The following is a 20,652-nucleotide window of genomic DNA, read 5'->3' on the forward strand; positions in this document are numbered from 1 at the left end:
CCGCCCGCCCGAAGTCAGCCCTAATCTCACTTGGTCAGGAGCTTGAACTCGATTCGGCGATTCTTCTGTTTGCCGGCCGGGGTCTTGTTGTCGGCAATGGGCTCGGCCGAGCCGGCTCCGCGCGTCGTGACGCGAGCGCCATCGATGCCTTGGGCAACCAGGTACGCCTTGACCGCGTCGGCCCGCCCCTGAGACAGCGTGGCGTTCTTGGTGGCGTCCCCGACGTCATCGGTGTGGCCGCTGATCTCGATGCGAAGGTCGCTGTTCTTTTTCATGACCTCGACCGCGCCGTCGAGCACCGGCTTGGACTTGCCGCGGATCTTCGCCAGCCCGGTGTCGAACTCGATGCCCTGGATCACTCCGGTGAACTTTTTGACGTCCTCCGGGACCTCGTCGGGACAACCATCGGCGTCCTGGTACCCATTCGTGGTCTCCGGTTCCGTCGGGCACTTGTCGGCCTCGCCGAGCACACCGTCCTTGTCCGGATCGGGATCCGGGCAACCGTCCGGCGCGATCCCGGCCTGCGCAGGGCACTTGTCGTCGATGTCGAAGATGCCGTCGTTGTCCGAATCTTTCGGGACGGGGCAGCCGTTCTTCAGTTTGTCGTCACTGGCCGGGCCGGCCTCGCTCGGACACGCGTCGTCCGGGTCCGGAACGCCGTCGCCGTCTGCGTCGGCCGGCGGCGGGCAACCGGTCGGTGCCGGTCCCGCCTCTTTCGGGCATTGGTCCTTGCTGTCCTCGAGGCCGTCCTTGTCGGAGTCGGGGGGCTTCGGGGTGGCCTTCTTTTTCGTGTCGAAGGTGAACGTCAGACCGACGAGCGCCTCGGGGTGGTGAGTCTGTGCACCTTTGGAGGACTCGTTCTTCTGGGTGAGGTTGTCGCGCAGATCGAAGCGCAGGCCGACGAACGGGTCGAGCGGCACCTTCACGCCGGCGCCGAAGTGAACGGTCGGGTCGCTGTCGCTCCCCATCGAGTTAGAGCCCTCGCCCATGCGGCTCATGCCGATGAGAGCGAACGGAGTGAATCCGCTCATGGGGAGCTGACCGATGGCGTGGAGCCTCAGCGCCCACAGTCCGTCAGCCTCTCCGTCAGCGGTCTTGGTCGGTGCGACCATGCCCTCGACCTCGGCACCCAGCATGTCGATCGGGAAAAACGCGAGACGTCCCCCGATCTCCGGCGCCACGGACTTGAAGCGCTGATGCGGCAGGTTCTCGTCCTGTAGGTTGTGGCTCTTCGAGGGCATCAGCACACCGCCGAACAGACCCACCTCGAAGTAGTTCGTGAGCGGTTTGTTCGGTGCCGCCTCCTCGGCGTGGGCGCTCGAAGCGAAGCTGGTGAACACGGCAATGAGAGTGAAGGGCAGAGCGGTCAGCGAGCGATGCATGGGCAGATCTCCGATTTGATTGCGCAGCCTCGCATCGCAAGCGTCATGCCAGGCGACCGGGCGGTGAATTTCAGTAAATCCGCCCCAGCAAGTGGGTTCCAGGCTGCAGTTCGTAGTCAACAGGCGACATCGATCGCGCCGCTACCGCAGGCTCGGGATTGTCATTCGCTCCGCTGCTCAGTAGGTCCGGCAGTTCATCGGCGCGTGGCACAGCCCTTGCTGGGGTACATCGCGCAAAGGAACCATGATGAAACTCCAGACCCTGATCCCCTCGAGCCTGTTCCTCCTCACGTCGACCGCGATCGCGAGTGCACAACCCGAAGGTCTCTTGAAAACGGAGGCGGCCACGAGCGGGAAGACCGACGTCGCGGCTGAAGGATTTCAGGCCGCCGCCAAGGACGCACCCGATGCGAAGGACACGACGGAGGGCAAGGTGTCGGCGGGTGGCTTGATGAGCACCGGCAACTCGCGCTCGCTCGCTGCCACCGCTGCGACTCAGTTTCGCCTGCGGCGCAGCCTGAATCAGCTGAGCCTGGCGGCAGCAGTCAACTACTCCCGCTCCGCTGCGGACCCTGGCGCGGACATGGAGACCACGGTGGAGAACTACCAAGGCAAGGTGCGCTACGACCGCTTCATCTCGAAGCAGGTCGCGCTGTTCCTTTCGACCTCGGCACGTCGTGATCGCTTTCAAGGGCTCGACGTCCGCCTGAACCTGGACCCCGGCGTCGCCTATTATTTCATCGACGAGAAGACGCATCAGCTCTGGACCGAGGTGGGCTACGACCTTCAGTACGACGTGCGCCGGGACGAGAACGTCGCCGCCGCCAGCGCCGCCGGAGAGCCGGTCGACAAGACCGATGTTCAACACAGCGGGCGCGTTTTTGCCGGCTACAGCAACAGCCTGAATGAACATGTGAAGTTCAATACCGGCCTCGAATACCTGCAAGGCCTGCCAGAGACCGAGCGCTGGCGCCTGAACTGGGACGTCGGCCTGAGCTCGGCCATTGGTGGAGACTTCTCACTCGCGACGACTTTCAGCCTGAAGTACGACCACGCCCCGCTGCCCGGGGTGAAGGAGCTCGACACGGTCACCGCGGTGAGCCTGGTCTACACGTTGCTCTGAGCCGCGAGCGAGCTCCGGTCGCTTCGCGCCCGGCTCTCACCCGTCGGGTTCATCGGGCGGCCGCCCCGCTATCTGCATGTTCGTGATCGAGAGACGAGCCGCCGCCTCGGTCAGGACTGCCTTGCGCTGCTCCCGCGGCGTGCTCTCCCGCAGCTTGGCCAGCGTGTCGGCGAACTCCGCGAGCCCTGCTGCGCTTGCCACGCGCGAGAGCTCGTCGCGCAGGCGTTTTGCCAGCGCGGGTGCGGTGCCCGATGAGCTGACCGCCAGCGTGATCGAGCCCGCCCGGGCGACTGCGACGTGGTCGTAGGAGTTCTGCCCGGGCTGGTCGATGGCGCAGAACAAGATGCGGCGCCGGGCGCAGACGGCACCGAGACTGCCCGCGAGCTCGGCGTCCCGGTCAGCGAGCACGACGAGCCAAACCGAGTCGAGGTCGGCGTCGCTGAACGCCCGCCGCTCGAGCGTGATCCCCGGGCTCTTTGCCATGAGCTCGAGCGCCGCGCAGGGTTCGGAAGCAATCGCCACAACCACCGCGCCCGAGAGCGCCAGGTTCTCCGCTCGGCGTGCCGCTTCGTCGCTCGAGCCGAGCACCAGGCAGCGTTTGCCGCTCAGGTCCAGGGCCAGCAGAAAACCCGGCGGTTTGCTCACTTCTTGTCCTTGGGAGGTGGCGGTTTGTCGACCGTGGGCACGCTCGACTTGGTCGTGAATTTCAGCTCGCGCTCGGCGTCACCAATGCGTTGCAGAAAAAGACCCGTGAAGGTGCTGAAGAGCGCATCACCCGGTGCCGCAGTGCCGGTGCCCGTCGGACGGCTGACCCAGCGTTTGATCTTGTTCAAGACCTCGGGGCTGACCGGGTTGACCTGGATCTTCGCTGTCACGTAGACCGCCCTGCCAACGTCGACCTGGTCGCTCGTGCCGATGGGCAGGCGACGCGCCTCGGCGCAGCGGCGAATCACACCGTCGACGGTCAGCGCGGCGCTCTGTCCGCTGCCGCCCGGCCGCGTGGTCTCGACCAGATACACCTCGTCCCAGACGTGCCAGGTGATCTTGCAGGTCTGCGCGGTGGTCGAGACGAGCTCCTTTTTGCCCACTTGGTACACGGTCCCCGTGAGCACGATGGTGGTTGGCAAGCCTCGGCTCAGTTTTTTTCGGATCTCGGCGTCGACGACGTCGCGAAACGAAACGTCGATGTAGAGCTGGGTCTTCTGATAGTTCCAGTTGAGGCGCGCGTCGCGCAGTGGGTCCTTCTTCTCCTGGGCTGCCGCCCGGTTTGCCATCGAGAGGGTCGAGCCGGCAAGGAGCGCCGCAAACGCCAGTCGGTGCCGGAGGGGTCGCCGGCCGAGCGGGGTCACCGATTCCCCTCGTTGCGGACCGGCACGAAGCCGAGCACGTTGGAGAAGGCGAACGCAAAACCACCCGCGGAGGTGTCCATCCGGAAGCCGAGGTTGGCCGTCAGGTCGATGGGGATCAGCTGCCAGCGCGAGTAGCCGCGGGGCGGGTCGGAGAAGTCGCGATCATGCGCGACACCGTAGACGCCGGCGCTGCCGAAGAAGTCGATGCCGTAGACGGCTCGCTGGCCGCGATAGAGCGGGATCCGATACTCACCACCGATCTTGGCGGCGTAGGTGCCGTAGCGGACCTCGAGGATCGAAGTGTCCAGGAAGTTGGGGGGCGGGCGGCGGTCGACGTTCATGCCCAAGACACGCCCGGGCAGAAAATCGCTGTAGTCGCCCACGTAGTACTGCTCGAAGAAGGGGGCTTCGCCGGAGATCGCACCGCCGAAAAGCTCCAGGCGAAGCACGTGTTTTTTCCACGGCAGCTCCCACCAGCGGGAGGCAGCGACTGCGAGCTTCTGATAGGCGTAGTCGCTGCCGAGCGGGGTCAGGCCGACTTCGCCGGTCACGTTGGCCAGCCAGCCACGGGTGGGCAAGAACGGGTGGTCGCGCGTGTCGTGCTGCAGGGTGGCTCGCGCGGTGGACAGCACACTGCGTCCCGGCAGGATGTCGAACAGGATCGGCTCGCGGTCGAGACCGCGAATGTGGGAGGCGGCGCGCGGCAAAGTCGCGTCGACGGACTCCAGCCGATAGTTGAGCCAGAGCTGTGTGGACACCGACAGGTCGCGCCCGACCCCCAGCATGCCGCCGAAGCGTTTGTAGCGGACCACCGCGTAGTCCGGCACCTGATTCAGCTGCAACGGATCGTCCCAGAGCACGTCGGCGTTGCCGAAATAGTCCTTGGCGTCATTGAAAAGCAGCATGCCGCTGGTCATCCACCGGCCGCCCAGGAATGCCGGGTCGAGGAAGCGCACCCGCAGGGCGAGTTGTTCCTGCGCCAGCCCCACAGCGGCGCCGAGCGTGATGCCCGTGCCTGCGAGGTTCGTCTCTGCGACGTCGAGCCCGGCGTACGCGGTGAGCGGGCGCGCGTTGCCGCGTTTGTCCGCATCTGCGCTCAGCCCCATCCACAGATCGTTGACGATGATGGTGTTACGCTCTTGCACGTCGATGACCAGGACGACTTGACCGCGCGCTGAACCTTTCCGCAGGGAGAACTGCACGTCGCGGAAAAAACCCGTGCCAAGCAGGCGGTAGCGCGTGAGCTCGACCTCGCTGTCGTCGACGTCGATCACGTCGCCGGGTTTGAACGGCACATAGCGCATTACGACGCGCGAACGCGTGCGGCGGTTGCCGCGCACTTCGATGGCTTCGAGCGTGTAGCGTACGCGCGCCTCTGCTGCCCCGCCGCCCTCCACCTCGAGACCGCCGCGCGGCTCGGCTGCTCGGGCCTGACCGCGAGGCTCAGGAGGTGGAAGTTCGATCGGCGCTGGCGGCGACGGAGTGGCCGTTGTTCCCCAGGTGTCCGGCGCGTCACCCTCGCGGACCGCGCCGGGCGGTTGCTCCTCCGCAGGTTCGGGCAGCGCCGGTGCGGGTGCTGCTGCCTGCGCACGGGCGGGGAGCGGTGATACCGCTGCGATGAGCGCCAAGAGAAGCGCGGCACGACGCCGCATCGGGAGTTCGACGAGGGCGGGGGCGCGTCGATTCAAGTTGGACTCCCCACGACGTTGGGCGCTCGACGCCTCACGTCGGAGAGCGTAGTCCAGGTCGGGCTCGCCGTCAGCGACTGCACGGGTCGCGAGCCGCCGGATCCGCGCGCCGTTCGCCGGCAAACCGGGCATGTGTGGGACTCGGGCGACCACGGCGCGGGACATCTGCCGGTCGTTCCGCATGATTCGTACACGGACCACGCTCCGTGATTTAGACTCCGGTCGTGCCGTTTCGAGGAGGCGACGTCGTGGGTGGGCGTTACACGCTCCGCCGCGCCCTGGGGGAGGGCGGCGTCGGCATCGTATGGGCTGCGGACAGCGCGCTCTTCGGTCGGGTGGCGGTGAAGCTGCTCCGGACCGAGCTGGCGAGCGATTCCGAAGCGGTCGAACGATTTGCCGTGGAGGCCCGCTCGGCCGCGGCCATTGCCCACCACCACGTCGTCGCCATCTACGACATCGGGGCCACTCAGGAGGCCGTTCCGTTCTTCGTCATGGAGCTGTGCGATGGCGAGACACTCGAGAGCACGGTGGCGTCGCGTGGAGCGGTGGGTTTCGAGTACGCCTGCGAGCTCGTGTGCCAGGTTCTGGCCGCGCTCGAGGCGGCTCATGGACACGGCATCGTGCACCGCGACCTGAAACCCGCCAACATCATGGTCGTGCATCCGGAGCCGGACAAACCGGTCGTGAAGGTCCTCGACTTCGGCATTGCCTGCCGGGTGTCGTCGGCGAACACGGAGAGCGGCGGGAGGGTCTTTGGTACGCCGAGCTACATGGCGCCCGAGCAGATCCTCGGTCGGCCCATCGACGAGCGGACTGATGTGTATGCCGTTGGGGCAATCCTGTACGAGCTCTTGACGGGGCGCCGGCCGTTTCAAGGCAGAACCGACGCGGAAATCATGACCAACGTCTTGCAGCGGCCCCCCATGCCGCTCAAGGCCTACGATCGCACGCTTCCCGCGGCCATCGAAGCCCTGATCCGCCGCTGCTTGTCGAAGGAACCAACCCAGCGGCCGCCCAGCGCCTTCGAGCTGCGTCGCGAGCTCGTGCGCTTTCTGCCGCCGCCGGCCCGTCACGCGACCGCGATCGGCACTGCACGCGAGCGCAAGAAGAGCCTGCCGCTGCCGCTGGTCAAGCGTGCGCCCGTGGAAAGAGAAGCGATCAGCGAGACGGCGCTCCCGCTGGTTCGACGCGGCTCATCCGAGTCTCCCCCGTCGAAGCGGCGTGCCGTGCTCGAGCTGGTCGGGGAGTCGAATCCGCCGTTCGACCGCGAAGAGGACTGAGCTCGCGCAGAGTCAGACCCACGCCATTGTCTCCGTCAGCGCTTGCCGCGGAAATATTTGGTCGCTCGCTTCTGGCCCTTCGTCGTCAAGACCCCGGTCTCGACCAACTTCTTCATCGGGAGCACGAGGTCTTTCGACGTCAGCTCGAGCGCTGCGGCGATCTCGCGTGCGCCCTCACCCGGATGTTCTGCGACCCGGCGAGCGATCGCCGCGCTGAGGGTCTCGAGCTCGGAGGCCGAGCGTTTGGCTCCGCGTCCGCGGCGCTTTCCGCCCGCCTTCGGGCGAGTCGTTGCGGGCTGTCGGGTCCGGGCGCCGCCCAGGGCCTCGCTGACCGCATCGAGCGCGGCCCGCCGGACCAGCTCGCCGATGTCGGCGACAAAGGCGTCGATGCGGGCCCGCAGCTGCCGGTCGAGGTCGTTCATGGGAGCCACGGTTTCAGCAGGGTTTTGTCGTGTCAAGCGGGGTTTTTCCGAGCGGGCTCGGGAGCTGCAAGGTTTGCAGACTGCGGCGACCGGGACTCCGCCGGCTTTGTCTCGGGGAAGTTGACGTTACGTTGCGTTTCTCCAAGTATCTGCGGGTGGACCAGCCGCGTCAGCGCATCCCGACCCTGCCGGACGGGGTCTCAGCCCAGCACGGCCACCTCTCGGCCAGCATTCACCGACTCCGGCACGCGCACGCCGCGGGCGAGCAGTGGGAAGAGCTCGCGCGGCTCCTGGACCGGCTGGTTCAAGACGTGGCCGAGCATTTCGAACACGAAGAGCTCTTGATGGAGCGCGGGAAGTACCCCGCGTTCGAGCAACATCGCAACCAGCACGGTTCGTTTCTGCGGCGCCTCACGGCGCTCCGGGCCGAGTGTGAACGGCGCGAGACCGAGTTGATGGGAGTCTTGTGCGAGCTGCTCGAGGCCTGGTTCAAGTCCCACGAAGAGACGGCCGACCGGTTGGCGCTCGAGTTCTTGAAGCTCGACGAATGAGCTGACGCTCAAGCTTTGACGAACGCGGCGGGGTTGCCTTCGTGCCAGCGGGGTGTGCGCTCATACAATCCGCACAGGCTGCGGAGGCGAGCCGCCAGTGCGGGGGTGAGCAGAGCAGCGGAGACTCGGAAGCCCCAGTTGCCGTCGACCGTGCCGGGTGTGTTCATGCGCGCCTCGCTGCCGAGTCCCAGGGCATCTTGCAGTGGAAAGATCGCGAGGTTGGCCACCGAAGCGAGGGCAGCTCGGATCAGCTCCCAGTGAATGTCACCGTCGGGTGAGCCCAGGTACGCCCGGGTGCGATCGCGTTCGGCGGCGGGAGCCGCGGAGAACCACCCGACGCTCGTGTCGTTGTCGTGGGTCCCGGTGTAGACGACGGTGTTTCGGTCGTAACGGTGAGGCCGAAAGTCGTTCGCTTCGTCGGAGCCGAAGGCGAACTGCAAAACGCGCATTCCGGGCAGTCCGAAACGCTCGCGGAGCGCGTGGACCTCCGGGGTCACGATGCCGAGATCTTCCGCGACGAACGGCAGTCCGCCGAAGGCTTGGCGCGCCGCCTCGAACAGGGCTTCACCGGGCACCTGTACGAAACGACCGACTCGGGCGTCCGCGGCTCCCGCCTGGATCTCCCAGTAGCGTCGGAACGCGATGAAGTGATCGAGCCGAACGGCATCGAAGCGCTCGAGGCTGAGGCCGAGGCGGGCCAGCCACCAGTCGAAGCCGCGGGCTTGCAGGTAGTCCCAGCGGTAGAGCGGGTTGCCCCAGAGCTGCCCCGTCGCACTGAATGCGTCCGGCGGCACACCGGCGACGACTGTCGAGCGGCCGCTCTCGTCCAGAAAGAGCGCGGCCTGTTGACTCCACACGTCAGCGCTGTCGTGGGCGACGAACATGGGCACGTCGCCGAGCAGTGCGATGTTGCGACTCTGGGCGTAGGTCTTGAGTCGCTGCCACTGCCGACGGAACCACAGCTGCACGTGCTCGTGGAACGAGATCTCGTCGCTGAGCTCGTGACGGGCGCGCCCGAGGGCGGATGGGTCACGGCGCCTGAGCGCGTCCGGCCAGTCGACGAAGGAGCCAGAGTGTCGGGATTTGAGCGCCGAGAACAGCGTCCAGTCGGCGAGCCAGCTGCTGGTCCGTCTCAGCTCGTCGAGCTCGTCACGATCGCCAGCGGGCGGGTGAGCCCGAGCGCGGGCGTGAGCTCGACGCAAGCGCGCTTCGCGAAACTCGCGGGAGGTTCGTGGAGAAGAACCGGCCTCGGAATCGAACGCGAGCTCCGCCGCGTCGAGCAGTCCGTCGGCCGCGAGATCCACCAGGCTGACGAGCCAGGGGCTGCCTGCAAAGGCCGATGGACTGTCGTAGGGTGAGCCGGAGAAACCGGGCGGCACCACCGGCAGCATTTGCCACCAGGACTGGCCCGCCGCTGCCAGATAGTCGACGAACGCCCGCGCTTGGGGCCCCAGATCGCCGGCGCCGTGCGGCCCCGGCAGCGACGTCGGGTGTAGCAGCACGCCGCTCGCGCGCGTGTCCAGCCGGGCGCGGGGTGCGCTCACGTCGCCCCGCTGGGTGGGCCCTGGCTGGGCCTTGCCGACTCCGGCGGCGTCTTGGGTGGTTTCAAGATCGACAATACGATCGACGCCGTGAGCACACCGGCGATGACGCCGAGGCTCGCGAGATTGGGGATCTTGATCACGTGCGAGGCGAGCATCTTGGCGCCGATGAACGTCAGGATGATCGCGAGGCCGAGGTCCAGGTAATGGAACCGGCTCATCATGCCGGCAAGCATGAAATACAGGGAGCGCAGGCCGAGAATCGCGAAAATGTTGGAGGTGTAGACGATGAACACGTCATTGGACACGGCGAGCACCGCGGGCACGGAATCGACGGCGAACAGCACGTCAGTGAACTCGATCACCAGCAGCACCAAGAACAGCGGGGTGGCGTAGCGGAGTCCACCTTTGACGATGAAGAACTTGTCGCCATCGAGCTGGTCCGTGGTCCGGAGGTACTTGCGCGCGAAGCGGAGCGCGAGGTTCGACTCCGGATCGACGCTCTCGCCCTCCTTCTTGAACGCCAGTCGGATCCCAGTGAGGACCAGGAAGCCGCCGAATACGTACATCATCCACTCGAAACGGTGGAGCAGCACGCTGCCCGCCAGGATGAACACGGCGCGCATGACGACGGCACCGACGATGCCCCAAAACAGGATGCGCTGCTGATGTCGTTCGCGAACTCCGAAATAGGAGAAGATGACCAGGAACACGAACAGGTTATCGACGGAGAGTGACTCCTCGACCAGGTAGGCGACCAGGTAGGTCACCGACTTGTCCAGGCCCATGCGAAAGTGGATGACGCCGGCGAACAACAAGGCGGCGCTGATGGTCACGACGCTGCGCACACTCGCTTCGCGAAACGAGATGGCGTTCGAAGACTTCCCGACCAGCATGCGGTCGAGCAGCATCGTCGCGACCACTGCGGCGGCGAAGATTGCCCAGTCGAGCCAGGTCGCGGATCCGAGCATGAGCCGCGTTTGCTAACACGCCCTGCCGAGGGCGCGCCAGCCGGGAAACTCGGGTCATTTCGCCGGCTCGCTGCCGGCTAGACCATCTGTTGGGGTTGCCGGGCGCGATCCTTGCGCCGGATGGCACCCTGCAAGATGCGGGCCCCTACGTCCAAACGGATGAAGGCCAGCATCGCGGCGAGGATCGCGACCAGGCCGACGCCGGCAATCCAGCGGTTGTACTCCTCGCGGACGAACACCTTGCCTTCGCCGACGCGTGGCAGGCCGCGGGCCTCGGTCGGGAACCCGTACTGTTTCGCGAGCGCCTCCAGACTCGTCAGATGGACGACGGGAACACCTCGTTCTGCAAACCGTAGCATCACCGAGTCCGCCAGCTGGGCGCCCCCCGGCGGCTCCATGTTCAAACCCGGCTTGAACTGCTTCTTGCCGACATGAGTGCCGACAGAGGCCGTTCCACCTCCGACGTTCACGTACGCCTTGATCGGCTTGCCGCCAGCCTTGGCGTCGAAGAGCTGCATACGTTGATCGATCCCGTCCGCCAGATTCTTGGCGTCGATCTTGTCTATCTCCGCGCGTTTGATGGCTTCGTCGAGCAGGTTCCGGCCCTCCTGCGACATGCCGAACCCGTAGTCTTCGATGCCACCGCGGGAGGCCGCCAGCGAGCGGAAGGAAAATACACGCCGGTCGTACAGCGCCTTTTCCATGTCGAGCCACATGAAGTTCGGGTCGTTTGCGCCCCACTCCGAAGCCGACGCGCTCGAGATCACGATCGGGGTGAGCTCGAGGGTCTGCACCGCCGCGAACGCTGCGATGCAGAGCGCAGGAAAGGAGCCCGATCCGCCCACCGCCACGACGTCGTTCTTCTCCACGCCGGCGCGGATCAACCAGTGCACCACCAGTGCGGCGAAGTTGGGGTTGACGCTCATGCGTTTGGCGGACAGATACCCGGTGTTCGAGGTGACCGGCGTGACGGAGCGCCCGATGAGCCCCGTCTGGAATGGGTCGGCCTCGGGATCCATGCCGATGCCGCGGTTGATCTTCTCGGACTTGATGGCGTTGAACGCCTCCAGAGCCAGGCGGGAAGCGGCCAATTTCTCGCTGTAGTTGCGCTGCCGGCGGGACACCGGGAATTTTTCCACGGCGACCAGCGTGGCCGCGGCCAACATCGCGATCAGCAGCATGGCGGAGCGCGAGATCCGCTGGGGACGCCAGTAGACGCGCTTCATCCGTGAAGCTCCGCACCGACGGCCAAGATCAGGATCAGTCGCACGACGACCGAGGCGGTGAGCATGGCCGCGACGGTCTCGATCACACCCTGCCGATCGAGCCAGATGGCGATCAGCCCCGGGATGATGAAGCCGATCACCGAGAGCTCGACGCCAGAGTTGCCGAAGGCCGCGCTGGACCAGCGGAGCAACATGCCGACCAGGTAGCCGATCAGGATCATCAGGACCGTCCGCCGCCGACCGTAGATGATGGTGAAGGACGAGAGGGTGTGCACGATGGCCCAGGTCACGAAGCCCGCTCCAACCGTGAGCAGGACGTCCACGGGCTGGGTCAGGTGCAGGGCGATGTAGCCTGGGACGATCATGCCACCGGCGGCGATTCCGAACATCTCGGTGAACAGCAGGCTGATGGCCAAGCCGATGCCGACGGATATGGGGAGCAGCTCCATCATGCGGCGCGGGTCCCTTTTCGGCTGCGCTTCGGGTGGGCGCGATTGGAGAAGTAGCGTGTCAGCGGCAGCCCCTGCCCGCCGATGTTGCCCATGCCGAACACCAGCGCCGATTCATCGACGAGCCCCACAACGCGCTCGAAGATCTCCTCTTCCCCCGCCTCTTCGATGATCTCCAGCTTGGCAGGGTCGAGGCCGTGCTTCACGACGGCCCGGGCGAACAGGTAGGTGCCAGTGCCCATGGCAACGACGGCGTCCGGTGGGGACCACCCGGGCAGCGCCGCCCCGAGCTGAAGTGAGCGGTCGGGCCGGTCCTCGCGGCAGTTGAAGATCGCGATCTTCGAGCGGAGCTCGGGGTGCCTCTCGATGGCCTGGCGCCAGAGTTGTTCGGTCGAGACCGGGTCGTTGGCGGCGAACCCGTTCACGAACACGATGCGCCGCCCGAAGAAATCCAGGCTGAACTCCCGTAGCGCGCCGGGGTCGGGCTCGGCGCTCTGCATCCCGGACAGGGCGACACCACGCTCGACACCGAGGTCTTCGCAGACGGCCAGCGCGAGGGCGACGTTCTCTCGGTGCTCGGTGTAGCTGAACCCCGCGAGCTCGTCGTCGGTGACGCGATTCGTCTCGTCGGGGCCCACGGTGACGAGCTCCGTGCCGCGGTCTTCGCAAGCGTCGGACAGAACTTCGAGCTGGAGCTGCTCGGCGGTGAAGAGCTTGCCCTTCACCGGGATCATGGAGGCGAGCGCGCGGGCGACGTCGGCGTCGGTCGGGCCCATCACGTCGAGGTGATCGGGTCGGGCGTTGGTGATGACACCGTGTGTGGCCCGCACCAGCTCGAGCTCGGACAGCGACTGCAACTCCGGCTGCAGCGCCATACACTCGATGACCAGGGCTCGAGCCTCGTGGGCTGCTGCGACCGAGACGATTCGTCGTTGCTCGATCACGTTGGCCCCGGAAGGGCGAAAGATCGGCAGCTCACGCCCGTCGGGCAGGATGAACCGGGCCAGCGTTCCGGTGGTCTTGGCGCAGGTCACGGTGCCGTGCGCGCGCAGTGCGCCGGCGATCAGGCGGGTGACACTCGATTTCCCACGCGTTCCATTCACGTGGATGCGCACCGGGATCTTCGCCAGATTACGCCGGTGAACGATGCGCTCCACTGCGCCGGCGGCGACGAGCACTCCGGTGATGACGCCGAGCGAGATGGCCGCGCTGCTGAGGGACAAGGGGAGGGGGAGATTAGAGCGTCTTTCGAGCCGATAGAACGAAATTCGGCTAGCCTGACCGACGTGCGTCGTGCCTTTCTGGCCACTCATCTCGGGGCGCTGGTCTGCCTGGCGGCGTGTAACGCCGCCGGACCGGTGATGGGGGGTGCTTGTGAGTACGAGAGCTACGACGGCGAGTGCTCGTTCGCAGGGCTCGACGCCAAGCCGAACGACGGGGATCCCGACCTGCTCTGGGTCACGGTTCGCCACCACACGCTCGGGAAGCCATTCCTCACGCCGAGCGAGCAGACTGCCTTGCCCCGCTGGGAGCTCGAGGAGCTGCGCGCGCATTACGACGACAGCGCCCGCGTCCGGTGCAAGGTCAGTCAGATCAGGAAGGGGACTTGTGTGCCGGAGACGGCGAGCTACGAGCGAAACGAGTTTCGCGTGCCGGGCTCGACGGGGCGCGAGCCACCGCCGTGTTCCCCGCTGGCTCAGTGTGTGGCCAAGTGCACGGAGGCGCCGGCTGGCCTCGCCTGTGATCGTGCGGGCTACCTGCTGCGGTACGGCGTCGGTGTGCCCGTGGACCGCGAAGCGTCCAACGCTCACTACCGCGCCGCGCTGAAGCCAGTGCTCGGCGATTGCAAGGCTGGGATCGGCCGCGCTTGCATGGATGTCGCAAACCGAGCCGAGCACGGCTTCGGCACCGACCCCGACCCCCAGCTGGCCGTGCAGATCTACGGCATGGCCTGCAAGCTCGGTGAGCCAGCGGGCTGCCTGGCGTTCTCGCGCGCCCGAAAGTCGCGGCCGGGCCCCGACGCCGCGGCGCCCGCAGTCCAGGCGGCCGACGCGGCTGGGGTGCCGAGTGAGTCGGCCGACGCCGCTGCGGGGCCGGTCCCGTAGAAGTGTGCGAGGCAAACGTGCTGCGCGACCCGTGCTCGCGGCGCCGGCGTCAGCTCACCAGGGGAACCACTCTCGCGGGATCTTCTGCCACGATGTGGGGCGGCGGCGGTCGCCTTCGGGCAGCACCAACGAGCCGACGAACTCGGCGTGTTCGTACACACTGCCAATGCTCTTGGCGATGGCGTCGAGGTCGTGCTCGTCGACCACGCCGTTGCTGGTCGCCTTGTAGAACTGAACCGTGATGCGGATCGGGAACTTGGGATCCCGCTCGATCAGGAGGTTGCCGCCCTCTTCGTAGGGACCACGGGCCTTGCCGTGACCGAGCACCGCCTGCTCGACGTCGCTCTTCTCCTTCTTGTCCGCGGCCACGGGGGAAGGGGCTTTTGCCGGGGCGGCCATGCCGCCCGCGGCCATGGGAGCCATCTCGGCGTCGCCCTCCTCCTGCATGACGCCACCCAGGCGGCCACGATTTGCGTGTTTGAGCGGCACCTGGATCAGGAACAACACGTCGGCGCCGCGTTGCAGGGCGGTGCGATCGTCTTGAGTCTTCGGCCCGCCTTGGTCCTTGATGCGCCTGGCGACGTCGCTCTTGCGCTCGGCGGTGAAGGCGGAGCGCATGCCTTCGTTGTTGAAGTAGAGCTCTTGCCCCATGCCCTGGGAGGCGGACTCTTCGGGGCGATTTTCGATCACCTTCATGCTCGTGCCCTGGCGAGTTACCAACAGCGTGAGCACGGCCGGGGAGCCAGGTGCCGATTGGTAGTTGAAGAGCGCGGGGTTGAACTCGGCCTTTCCCTGCTTCGGGATCGGTAGGAACACCGCCTGCGCACTGACCAGGAAGTGGCTGTCCTTGGGCGCCAGCAGGTTGCCGCTGCCGCGGATGGTCCAGGGTTTCGCCGAGAATTTCTTGATGTCTCGGAGCACGTCGGTGAGCGGAACCGTGTCGAGCTTCTTCTTGTTCCGGTGGTTACCGACCCGCACGAAGAACTTGTCGGCGGGCACGTCCCCCGTACGATCGCTGAAGTTCGGGAAGCGGATCACCGGCATGAGCGCGGACTGCTCCCCGGAGTCTCGGGACTCCTTGTAGCGGACCTGCAGCGTGAGATCGGAGATGTTGGGCCCGAGGGAGGAACCCTCCGCGCGGCCGGTGTCCTCCCACATCACGTTGAGCAGATCCAGGCCGCGACGCGTGACCATCGCACGCACGTCCTGGTCGTTCACCACGCCGACGACCTTCTGCACCACCGCGGGGTAGCCGGGATCGGCGCCGCCCAGAATGCCCCACTCGGGTTCGTCGCCGCCTTCCTCCGGTTCACCGGTGGCGATGACGTTGCCACCGGCTTTGTTGCCGCGCGGACCCTCCGCCACCGCGGCGTCTCTGCGCCCACTGGCGCAGGCGACCAAAAAGAGACCCAAACAACCCAGGAGGTGCCGTGCTCGCATACTGTTCCTCTTCTTTGTCATTCCCAGCCGCCGCCCCAGCCGGTGTTTGCCGGGACCAGGCGACTCTCCATCGCGATCTTGGCGATGCCTACGGTCTCACGTGTGCCGGTCAAGAAGAAGGGCACGGTCCGCTTGGCACCAGCGACGGTCACGATGATCTCTCCGCGCACCGGGGCCGAGCCGGAGCCGCGCACGACCTCGATCACATACTCGCCAGGCTTCGCGCCGCGCAGCGCCAGGCCTTCGCGTTGGCTGCTCGCCACGTCGGATGCAGTAATCAAGGCCTTGGTGGGCGCGCCCAGCCACGAGATGCGATTGCCGTCTGGATCGATCAGCGCGATGTCGACGTCGGAGTCGCCGCCGGGCCAGCTCGCCTCCAGGCGGAGGTCGCCCAACAGGTCGTCTTTCTGGTTGTCGAACTTGCTGATCAGCGCCTCGGCGGCCTTGCGGATGCGGTCCTCCGCAGCGCCCAGCATCTCGTCCGTCAGTCGAGCTTCGCCGGTTCGGCGTCCACAGCTGGCAGCCTCGGCGAGCAGGCTGGCGTCGCTGGAGCGAAGCTGAGCCAGGGCGAGGGAGTGGCGACAGCCGACTGCCGGACGACCTGCCCAGCGGTGCAGTCGCGCCAGTCGTTTCTGCGAGGCGATGTCGTCCGGCCGCACGTCGACCACACTGCCCAGGATGCGGATCGCGTTCTCACGATCCCCGGCGCGGGCCGCCACATCGGCGCGCGCGGTCAGCGCCTCGGGGTCCAGCGGTTCTTTCTCGCTCCAGCGTTCCGAGAGCGAACGCGCTTGCTCCATGTCCCCCGCGATGGCGTAGAGCGTGAACAGCTTGCGGAGCGCACCGCGGTGGTTGGTGTTGGCTTGCACGTCACGTTCGGCCAGACCAATCGCGCTGGGGGTCGCGGCCTTGGCCGTGACGCGGCCTTCGAGCACGCTGCCCTTGCGCTCCCAGATGCGGCGCATGGGGATCATGCGGCGACCGCGGTTCCAGGGCGGCGAGGGCGGCCGGCGCATGGAGCGCGGGTCCGCGCGGGTCGTGTCCTTCTTCGCTTTCTCTTCGGCGAACGGATTGGGCTCCGCCGCGATGGCGGGGGGTGCCGACGATGGCATGGGCGATTTGGCCATGGGTTTGGCGGGCGAGGCGGTTGCGCCGCTCGAGCCCATGCCGAATCCGCCGCCGGCGGGCGCCTCGTCAGCGCCGAAGTCCATCGACTTCTGGCGCATTGAGCCGCTGAGCGGACCAGAGCCTTCTTTGTCACTCAGACCATCGGCGTCGTCCTCTGCGAGAGCCACGGCGCCCTTGGCCGTGGTGGCGTCGGCTGCATCTTCCCCCGTCCACTGGTGCAGAGTCCGGGTGTTGTCGAGGCCGAAGGCCTTGAACATGGCTTCGCTCTCCAAGACCAGGAGTGAAGTGAAGCGGCTGGCCACGTCGAAGGCACTCGACAGTCGAATCGCCTCCTTCTTGGCCTCCGCGCCGGTCTCACGCTCCAGATCGGTGATGCGCGTCGCGGCGAACAGGCGCGGCACGAAGGCGTTGCCCTTGGCCTCGCTGGCGACGATGCGGATCGGGTAGCGCTGCTCGAAGCCCTCTTTGCCGAGCTTGCCGCGGACCACGACCGTGCCTTCGACGTTGGACTTGTCCATGCGCGCCACCAGCAGCTGTTCCCCGCCGGCCACGATGGTGTCGACCTTGCGCGGCGCGACCTCCGTGAGCCCGCTCGGGAGCTCCACCGTCACGTCTCTGAGGGTGGAGCCGTAGGTGGCTCCGAGCGCGGCGAACACCGCCTCGGCGGTGGTCTCGCCGGGGACGAACGGCAACATCACGCCGCCTCCGCCACGGGCCATGGCGGCGAGCGTGTCCGAGTCCGAGTCGGCGCCAATGGCGATGGCCGTCACCGTGCCGCTGCCGGCGGGCATCGCATCTTCGATGGCGCGGGTCACGTAGGCCGGGCGGATGGCGCCGGAGGTCGGCGCGCCGTCGCCGATGTAGACGACGCGGAGATCCTTGCCGCTGCTCGAGCTGGCGGCGGAGCGAGCTGCTCGCACCGCCACGGTGGGATCGCTGGCGCCCTCGGGCACGATGCCCTCGAGGAAATGCCGCGCTTCGAGCGCCGCCTGACCGCTCGGGATCTGCATGCCGCCCGGCATCACACGGCAGTCGGTATCGCAAGCCAGGAGCGTGAAGCTGTCCTGCCGATCGAGCTCACGCACGAACTTCGTTGCCACGTTGACCGCGCGTTTGTAGTTCTCGCCGAACATCGAGCGGCTCGAGTCGATCACGATGGCAAAGCTGCGTTGCACGTCCTCACGAGTGCGCGGCAGCTTCGGGCGCAGCGCGACGGCCACGTACGGGGCGTCTTCGCCGAGCTTGGCCGCCACGGGGGGCGCCTCGTCTTTGTTCGCGTCGCCAGCCGTCTTGCCCGCGGCTGTGGGCAGCGGTTTTACCTCGGCCTTCGCCCGCAGCTTGGCGGCCTCGTCGCCGCTTGGTTTGTAGGCCCACGCAGTCAGCTCCGCGTCGCGATCCGGCAACGCGTACTCCACCGTCAGGTCGCCGCTCGGAGAGAAGCTCGACGCGTTCATCGTGAGCTGGTCCGCCCCGTTCGCCTTGCTCTTGGTCAGCTCGTAGCCCTGTGAGCGAACACCGAAGGCCTCGTCGTTGCCTCGCACCTGCACGTCCACGTCGAAGCGCCCGACCTTGGTCGAGCCGCTCGGATCGTGGGCCATCGGATAGCTGTACCGGCGCACCCCACCGGTCGGCTTGATGGTCTGGGTATAGGCCAAGATCACCCGCCGCGAGCCCCGCTTCGGGATAGGATAGACCCGCAGCTCGAAGCGCCCGCCGCGCTGCCACTCGAGCAGCGCCGGGTCGCGCCAGGGTCCGAAAACCCAGACGATCTCTTCCCGCACCTGCTGGCGGAGCTGGGGCGCTGCGTTGACGATGGCTCCGCGCCAGATCGCGGCGGCGCGGTCGCGATCGACGAACGCGCCCTCCTCGAGCTTGCCGTCCACCTCGAGCGCGAGCCGCTCGATCTTCGCGTCCGGCGGCACCGGGAAGCGGTAAATCCCCTCGAGCACCTCGTCCGTGTTGTTGGTGAACGTCTCGTCGACCTCGGTCCGAGCCATGGCGCCCGCAATGCGGACCTTGACCCCGTGCGCAGTCAGCTGAACCGCGTTGTCGCGCTCGGTCTTGTCGCCCGGTTTCTTGGCCTTGAGCTCGCCCAAGCCTCGCGCCGCGACCTCCTCGCGGTCGTCCTCGGCGATGTTCGCTTCACTCCACGCGATGCTCTCACCGAGTGAGTTCGACGCGCCGACGAAGGGTGGCATGCCCGCATACGAACGCCCCTGCTCGCCGGCCCGGACCGTGACCTCGCGGCCCTCGGCATCGGCGAGCTTCACGCTTCCGCGGCTGACGTTCACGCTGGCGCTGTCGTCTGCGGCGGTGAGCGAGAACTTGGTGCCGAGCACCTCCACGTGACCCTTGGGCAGGTCGATGCGTGCGGTCTTGCCCTCGATGTGTGCGACGTCGAGCACGACCGTGCCGCTCTCGAGCTTGGCCCGGCGTCCTTGCTCGCTACCGAGCGAGAGCCGCGTGCCACGGTCCAGTGAGAGCTCGGTGCCGTCACCCAGGGCGACTCGTGCACGAGTGTGTGCGTCCGTCACCAGCACCGAGCCGGCCGGGACCGCACCTTGATCTGTTGCCGTTGCGCAGCTCTTGCCGTCCGGCGCGCATACGGAGAGCCCGGTGCCCGCGAGCTTGGCCACGTTGCCGTGCCAGGCCTCGGCAGCCACTTCGGTGCCGCCCTTGCCTTTGGCGCGGATCACGATGGCCGCAGCAGCGGCCGCTGCCAGCGCCGCGCCGACACCGCCGAGCATCAGCCAGCGCACGCCGTTCGACTTCTTCAGCGAAGTGACGGCCGGCCGGCGATCCAGCGGTTCGGGTCGCCCGGCCTCGCGAGGTGGCGCCGCGCTCTCCGGTTTTGCCGGCGCCGCGGCGGCGGGCGAGGCTTCCGTCTTGATTGGTCCGGGCTCGGTGTTGGCCGCGGCTGGGGCGGACTCGCTCGCGCGTGCCGGCGCGCTGGGCAAGGTTGCCGTCGTGGTCATCGGAGCAGGCTCGGCCTGCGTGCTCGGAACGGGCTCGGCCTTCTCTTCGCCGGTCGCGGCGCCGGCGAGCGGGGCCGTGAAGCTTGCCGGTTTCGGTGCCAGGTCGGGTGTCTCGAGGGCCGGGGCCGGTGTGCCCGCCGGCTGAGTGTTGCCGGTCTGCTTGTCGAGTGCCGCGAGCACCCGGGCCTCGAGATCCGCAGGGGCAACGTAATCCGCGCCCGAGCCGCTCACGAGGGTCTGGTGTTTCTCGGCGTCGTAGCGCGCGTCGCGGCAGCGATCACATTCGGCCACGTGCTCGAGCAGGTAGTCGGCTGCCGACCCGTCCAGGAGGTCGGCCATGTGCTCCTCGATCTCGGTGCACGAGGCTTGGCGATTGGTTTCGTCGGTCATGGCATCACTCCTTAACGACTTCACGCAGCCGGGCGAGCGCCCGGGAAACACGTTTGCGGGCGGCGGCTTCGTCGATGCCGCACGCCTGTCCCACTTCGCGATAACTGAGCTCGCCGGAGTAACGCAGCACGACGGCCTCGCGTTCACTCGGGCGGATGTTCGAGAGCGCAGTTCGGGCGGCCTCGGCGCGCTGCCTCAACAACATCAGGTCTTCGGCGCTACCGTCGCGCTCGGCGTCATGCACCAGGCGCAGGCGCGACGTGCGCCGCGTCGTGCGTTCGATGTGCCGCGCACACTTTCTACGCGCTATGCCGAAGAGCCACGCGCGGAGTGACCCGTCACCCCGCCAATCAGCGAAGCCGGCGTGCGCATCCAGCAAGGTCTCCTGCACGAGGTCGTCGGCTTCGGCGTTCGAGCCCACCAGGGCCATGCACAGCCGGCCCACCGCCGTACCGTGGTGCCGCGTGCAGAGTGACAGGGCTTGCCGCAGATCCCCCGCCCGAATTGCCGCCTCGATGGCCCGGTCCTCCGCCGTCCGCGGCTCCGCACCGCTTCCGTCCAGGTCCGCCGCTGTCTGTCCGCCCATCAAAAGCTCCTTGTCCAAACCCATGTGGCCCTCGGCTGGCGGTTCG

Annotated in this window: 17 protein-coding genes; 4 read left to right on the forward strand and 13 right to left on the reverse strand. The window is 67.1% G+C overall.

The annotated features are described in order from the left end of the window. Window positions 1-26 precede the first annotated feature (26 nt). The gene (locus IPI67_09375; GenBank protein ID MBK7580401.1) at window positions 27-1,382 is read right to left on the reverse strand and encodes an OmpA family protein; all 1,356 of its coding nucleotides are present in this window, start codon (window positions 1,380-1,382) and stop codon (window positions 27-29) included. Window positions 1,383-1,629: 247 nt separating this feature from the next. On the opposite strand from IPI67_09375, the gene IPI67_09380 reads away from it, so the two are divergent. Further along, on the forward strand, window positions 1,630-2,505 hold the full coding sequence (locus tag IPI67_09380) for a DUF481 domain-containing protein (GenBank protein ID MBK7580402.1): 876 nt from the start codon (window positions 1,630-1,632) through the stop codon (window positions 2,503-2,505). Window positions 2,506-2,541: 36 nt separating this feature from the next. Here the strand turns inward: IPI67_09380 and IPI67_09385 are convergent, their stop codons facing one another. Genes IPI67_09385 through IPI67_09395 form a run of 3 tightly spaced genes read right to left on the reverse strand, consistent with a single transcriptional unit; the run spans window position 2,542 to window position 5,506 of the window. Then, window positions 2,542-3,150 carry a hypothetical protein gene (locus tag IPI67_09385; GenBank protein MBK7580403.1) on the reverse strand — a complete coding sequence of 203 codons (609 nt, stop codon included), beginning with the start codon at window positions 3,148-3,150 and terminating at the stop codon, window positions 2,542-2,544. After that, window positions 3,147-3,854, reverse strand: a complete 708-nt coding sequence (locus IPI67_09390) for a hypothetical protein (GenBank protein ID MBK7580404.1) — start codon at window positions 3,852-3,854, stop codon at window positions 3,147-3,149. Before IPI67_09390 ends, IPI67_09385 begins: the two co-directional genes overlap by 4 nt. Continuing rightward, complete coding sequence (locus IPI67_09395; GenBank protein MBK7580405.1) at window positions 3,851-5,506, reverse strand: BamA/TamA family outer membrane protein; 1,656 nt, start codon at window positions 5,504-5,506, stop codon at window positions 3,851-3,853. Before IPI67_09395 ends, IPI67_09390 begins: the two co-directional genes overlap by 4 nt. A gap of 260 nt (window positions 5,507-5,766) precedes the next feature. Between IPI67_09395 and IPI67_09400 the strand changes: the two genes are divergently transcribed. Then, window positions 5,767-6,822: a serine/threonine protein kinase gene (locus tag IPI67_09400; protein MBK7580406.1), complete on the forward strand. Its 1,056-nt coding sequence runs from the start codon at window positions 5,767-5,769 to the stop codon at window positions 6,820-6,822. A gap of 35 nt (window positions 6,823-6,857) precedes the next feature. Here IPI67_09400 and IPI67_09405 read toward each other — a convergent pair whose 3' ends face one another. Then, a complete protein-coding gene (locus IPI67_09405; protein MBK7580407.1) occupies window positions 6,858-7,244 on the reverse strand; it encodes a hypothetical protein in 387 nt (128 codons plus the stop codon). Window positions 7,245-7,375: 131 nt separating this feature from the next. Here IPI67_09405 and IPI67_09410 point away from each other — a divergent pair, with 131 nt between their 5' ends. Beyond that, window positions 7,376-7,795: a hemerythrin family protein gene (locus tag IPI67_09410; protein ID MBK7580408.1), complete on the forward strand. Its 420-nt coding sequence runs from the start codon at window positions 7,376-7,378 to the stop codon at window positions 7,793-7,795. 8 nt (window positions 7,796-7,803) lie between these two features. On the opposite strand, the gene malQ is transcribed toward IPI67_09410, so the two are convergent. The 5 genes from malQ to pgsB form a co-directional block, all read right to left on the reverse strand. Next, on the reverse strand, window positions 7,804-9,318 hold the full coding sequence (gene malQ, locus IPI67_09415; GenBank protein ID MBK7580409.1) for a 4-alpha-glucanotransferase: 1,515 nt from the start codon (window positions 9,316-9,318) through the stop codon (window positions 7,804-7,806). A 17-nt stretch (window positions 9,319-9,335) separates the two neighbouring features. Next, the gene (locus IPI67_09420; protein MBK7580410.1) at window positions 9,336-10,307 is read right to left on the reverse strand and encodes a TerC family protein; all 972 of its coding nucleotides are present in this window, start codon (window positions 10,305-10,307) and stop codon (window positions 9,336-9,338) included. A gap of 77 nt (window positions 10,308-10,384) precedes the next feature. Beyond that, complete coding sequence (pgsW, locus tag IPI67_09425) at window positions 10,385-11,533, reverse strand: poly-gamma-glutamate system protein (protein ID MBK7580411.1); 1,149 nt, start codon at window positions 11,531-11,533, stop codon at window positions 10,385-10,387. After that, window positions 11,530-11,982 carry a poly-gamma-glutamate biosynthesis protein PgsC gene (gene pgsC / locus IPI67_09430; GenBank protein MBK7580412.1) on the reverse strand — a complete coding sequence of 151 codons (453 nt, stop codon included), beginning with the start codon at window positions 11,980-11,982 and terminating at the stop codon, window positions 11,530-11,532. Before pgsC ends, pgsW begins: the two co-directional genes overlap by 4 nt. Further along, window positions 11,982-13,295: a poly-gamma-glutamate synthase PgsB gene (gene pgsB, locus IPI67_09435; GenBank protein MBK7580413.1), complete on the reverse strand. Its 1,314-nt coding sequence runs from the start codon at window positions 13,293-13,295 to the stop codon at window positions 11,982-11,984. Before pgsB ends, pgsC begins: the two co-directional genes overlap by 1 nt. Here pgsB and IPI67_09440 point away from each other — a divergent pair. After that, window positions 13,269-14,087: a sel1 repeat family protein gene (locus tag IPI67_09440; GenBank protein ID MBK7580414.1), complete on the forward strand. Its 819-nt coding sequence runs from the start codon at window positions 13,269-13,271 to the stop codon at window positions 14,085-14,087. The two genes, pgsB and IPI67_09440, sit on opposite strands and share 27 nt — an antisense overlap. A 54-nt stretch (window positions 14,088-14,141) precedes the next feature. Here the strand turns inward: IPI67_09440 and IPI67_09445 are convergent, their stop codons facing one another. From IPI67_09445 to IPI67_09455, 3 genes are read right to left on the reverse strand one after another with little or no spacing between them, the layout of a single operon-like run. Then, window positions 14,142-15,527, reverse strand: coding sequence for a hypothetical protein (locus IPI67_09445; GenBank protein ID MBK7580415.1), 1,386 nt, complete (start codon window positions 15,525-15,527; stop codon window positions 14,142-14,144). Between the two features lie 17 nt (window positions 15,528-15,544). Further along, window positions 15,545-20,020 carry a FecR domain-containing protein gene (locus tag IPI67_09450; protein MBK7580416.1) on the reverse strand — a complete coding sequence of 1,492 codons (4,476 nt, stop codon included), beginning with the start codon at window positions 20,018-20,020 and terminating at the stop codon, window positions 15,545-15,547. A 4-nt stretch (window positions 20,021-20,024) separates the two neighbouring features. Continuing rightward, the gene (locus IPI67_09455) at window positions 20,025-20,606 is read right to left on the reverse strand and encodes an RNA polymerase sigma factor (protein ID MBK7580417.1); all 582 of its coding nucleotides are present in this window, start codon (window positions 20,604-20,606) and stop codon (window positions 20,025-20,027) included. Window positions 20,607-20,652: the final 46 nt, after the last annotated feature.

Source organism: Myxococcales bacterium (assembly GCA_016706225.1).
GTDB lineage: Bacteria > Myxococcota_A > Polyangia > Polyangiales > Polyangiaceae > JADJKB01.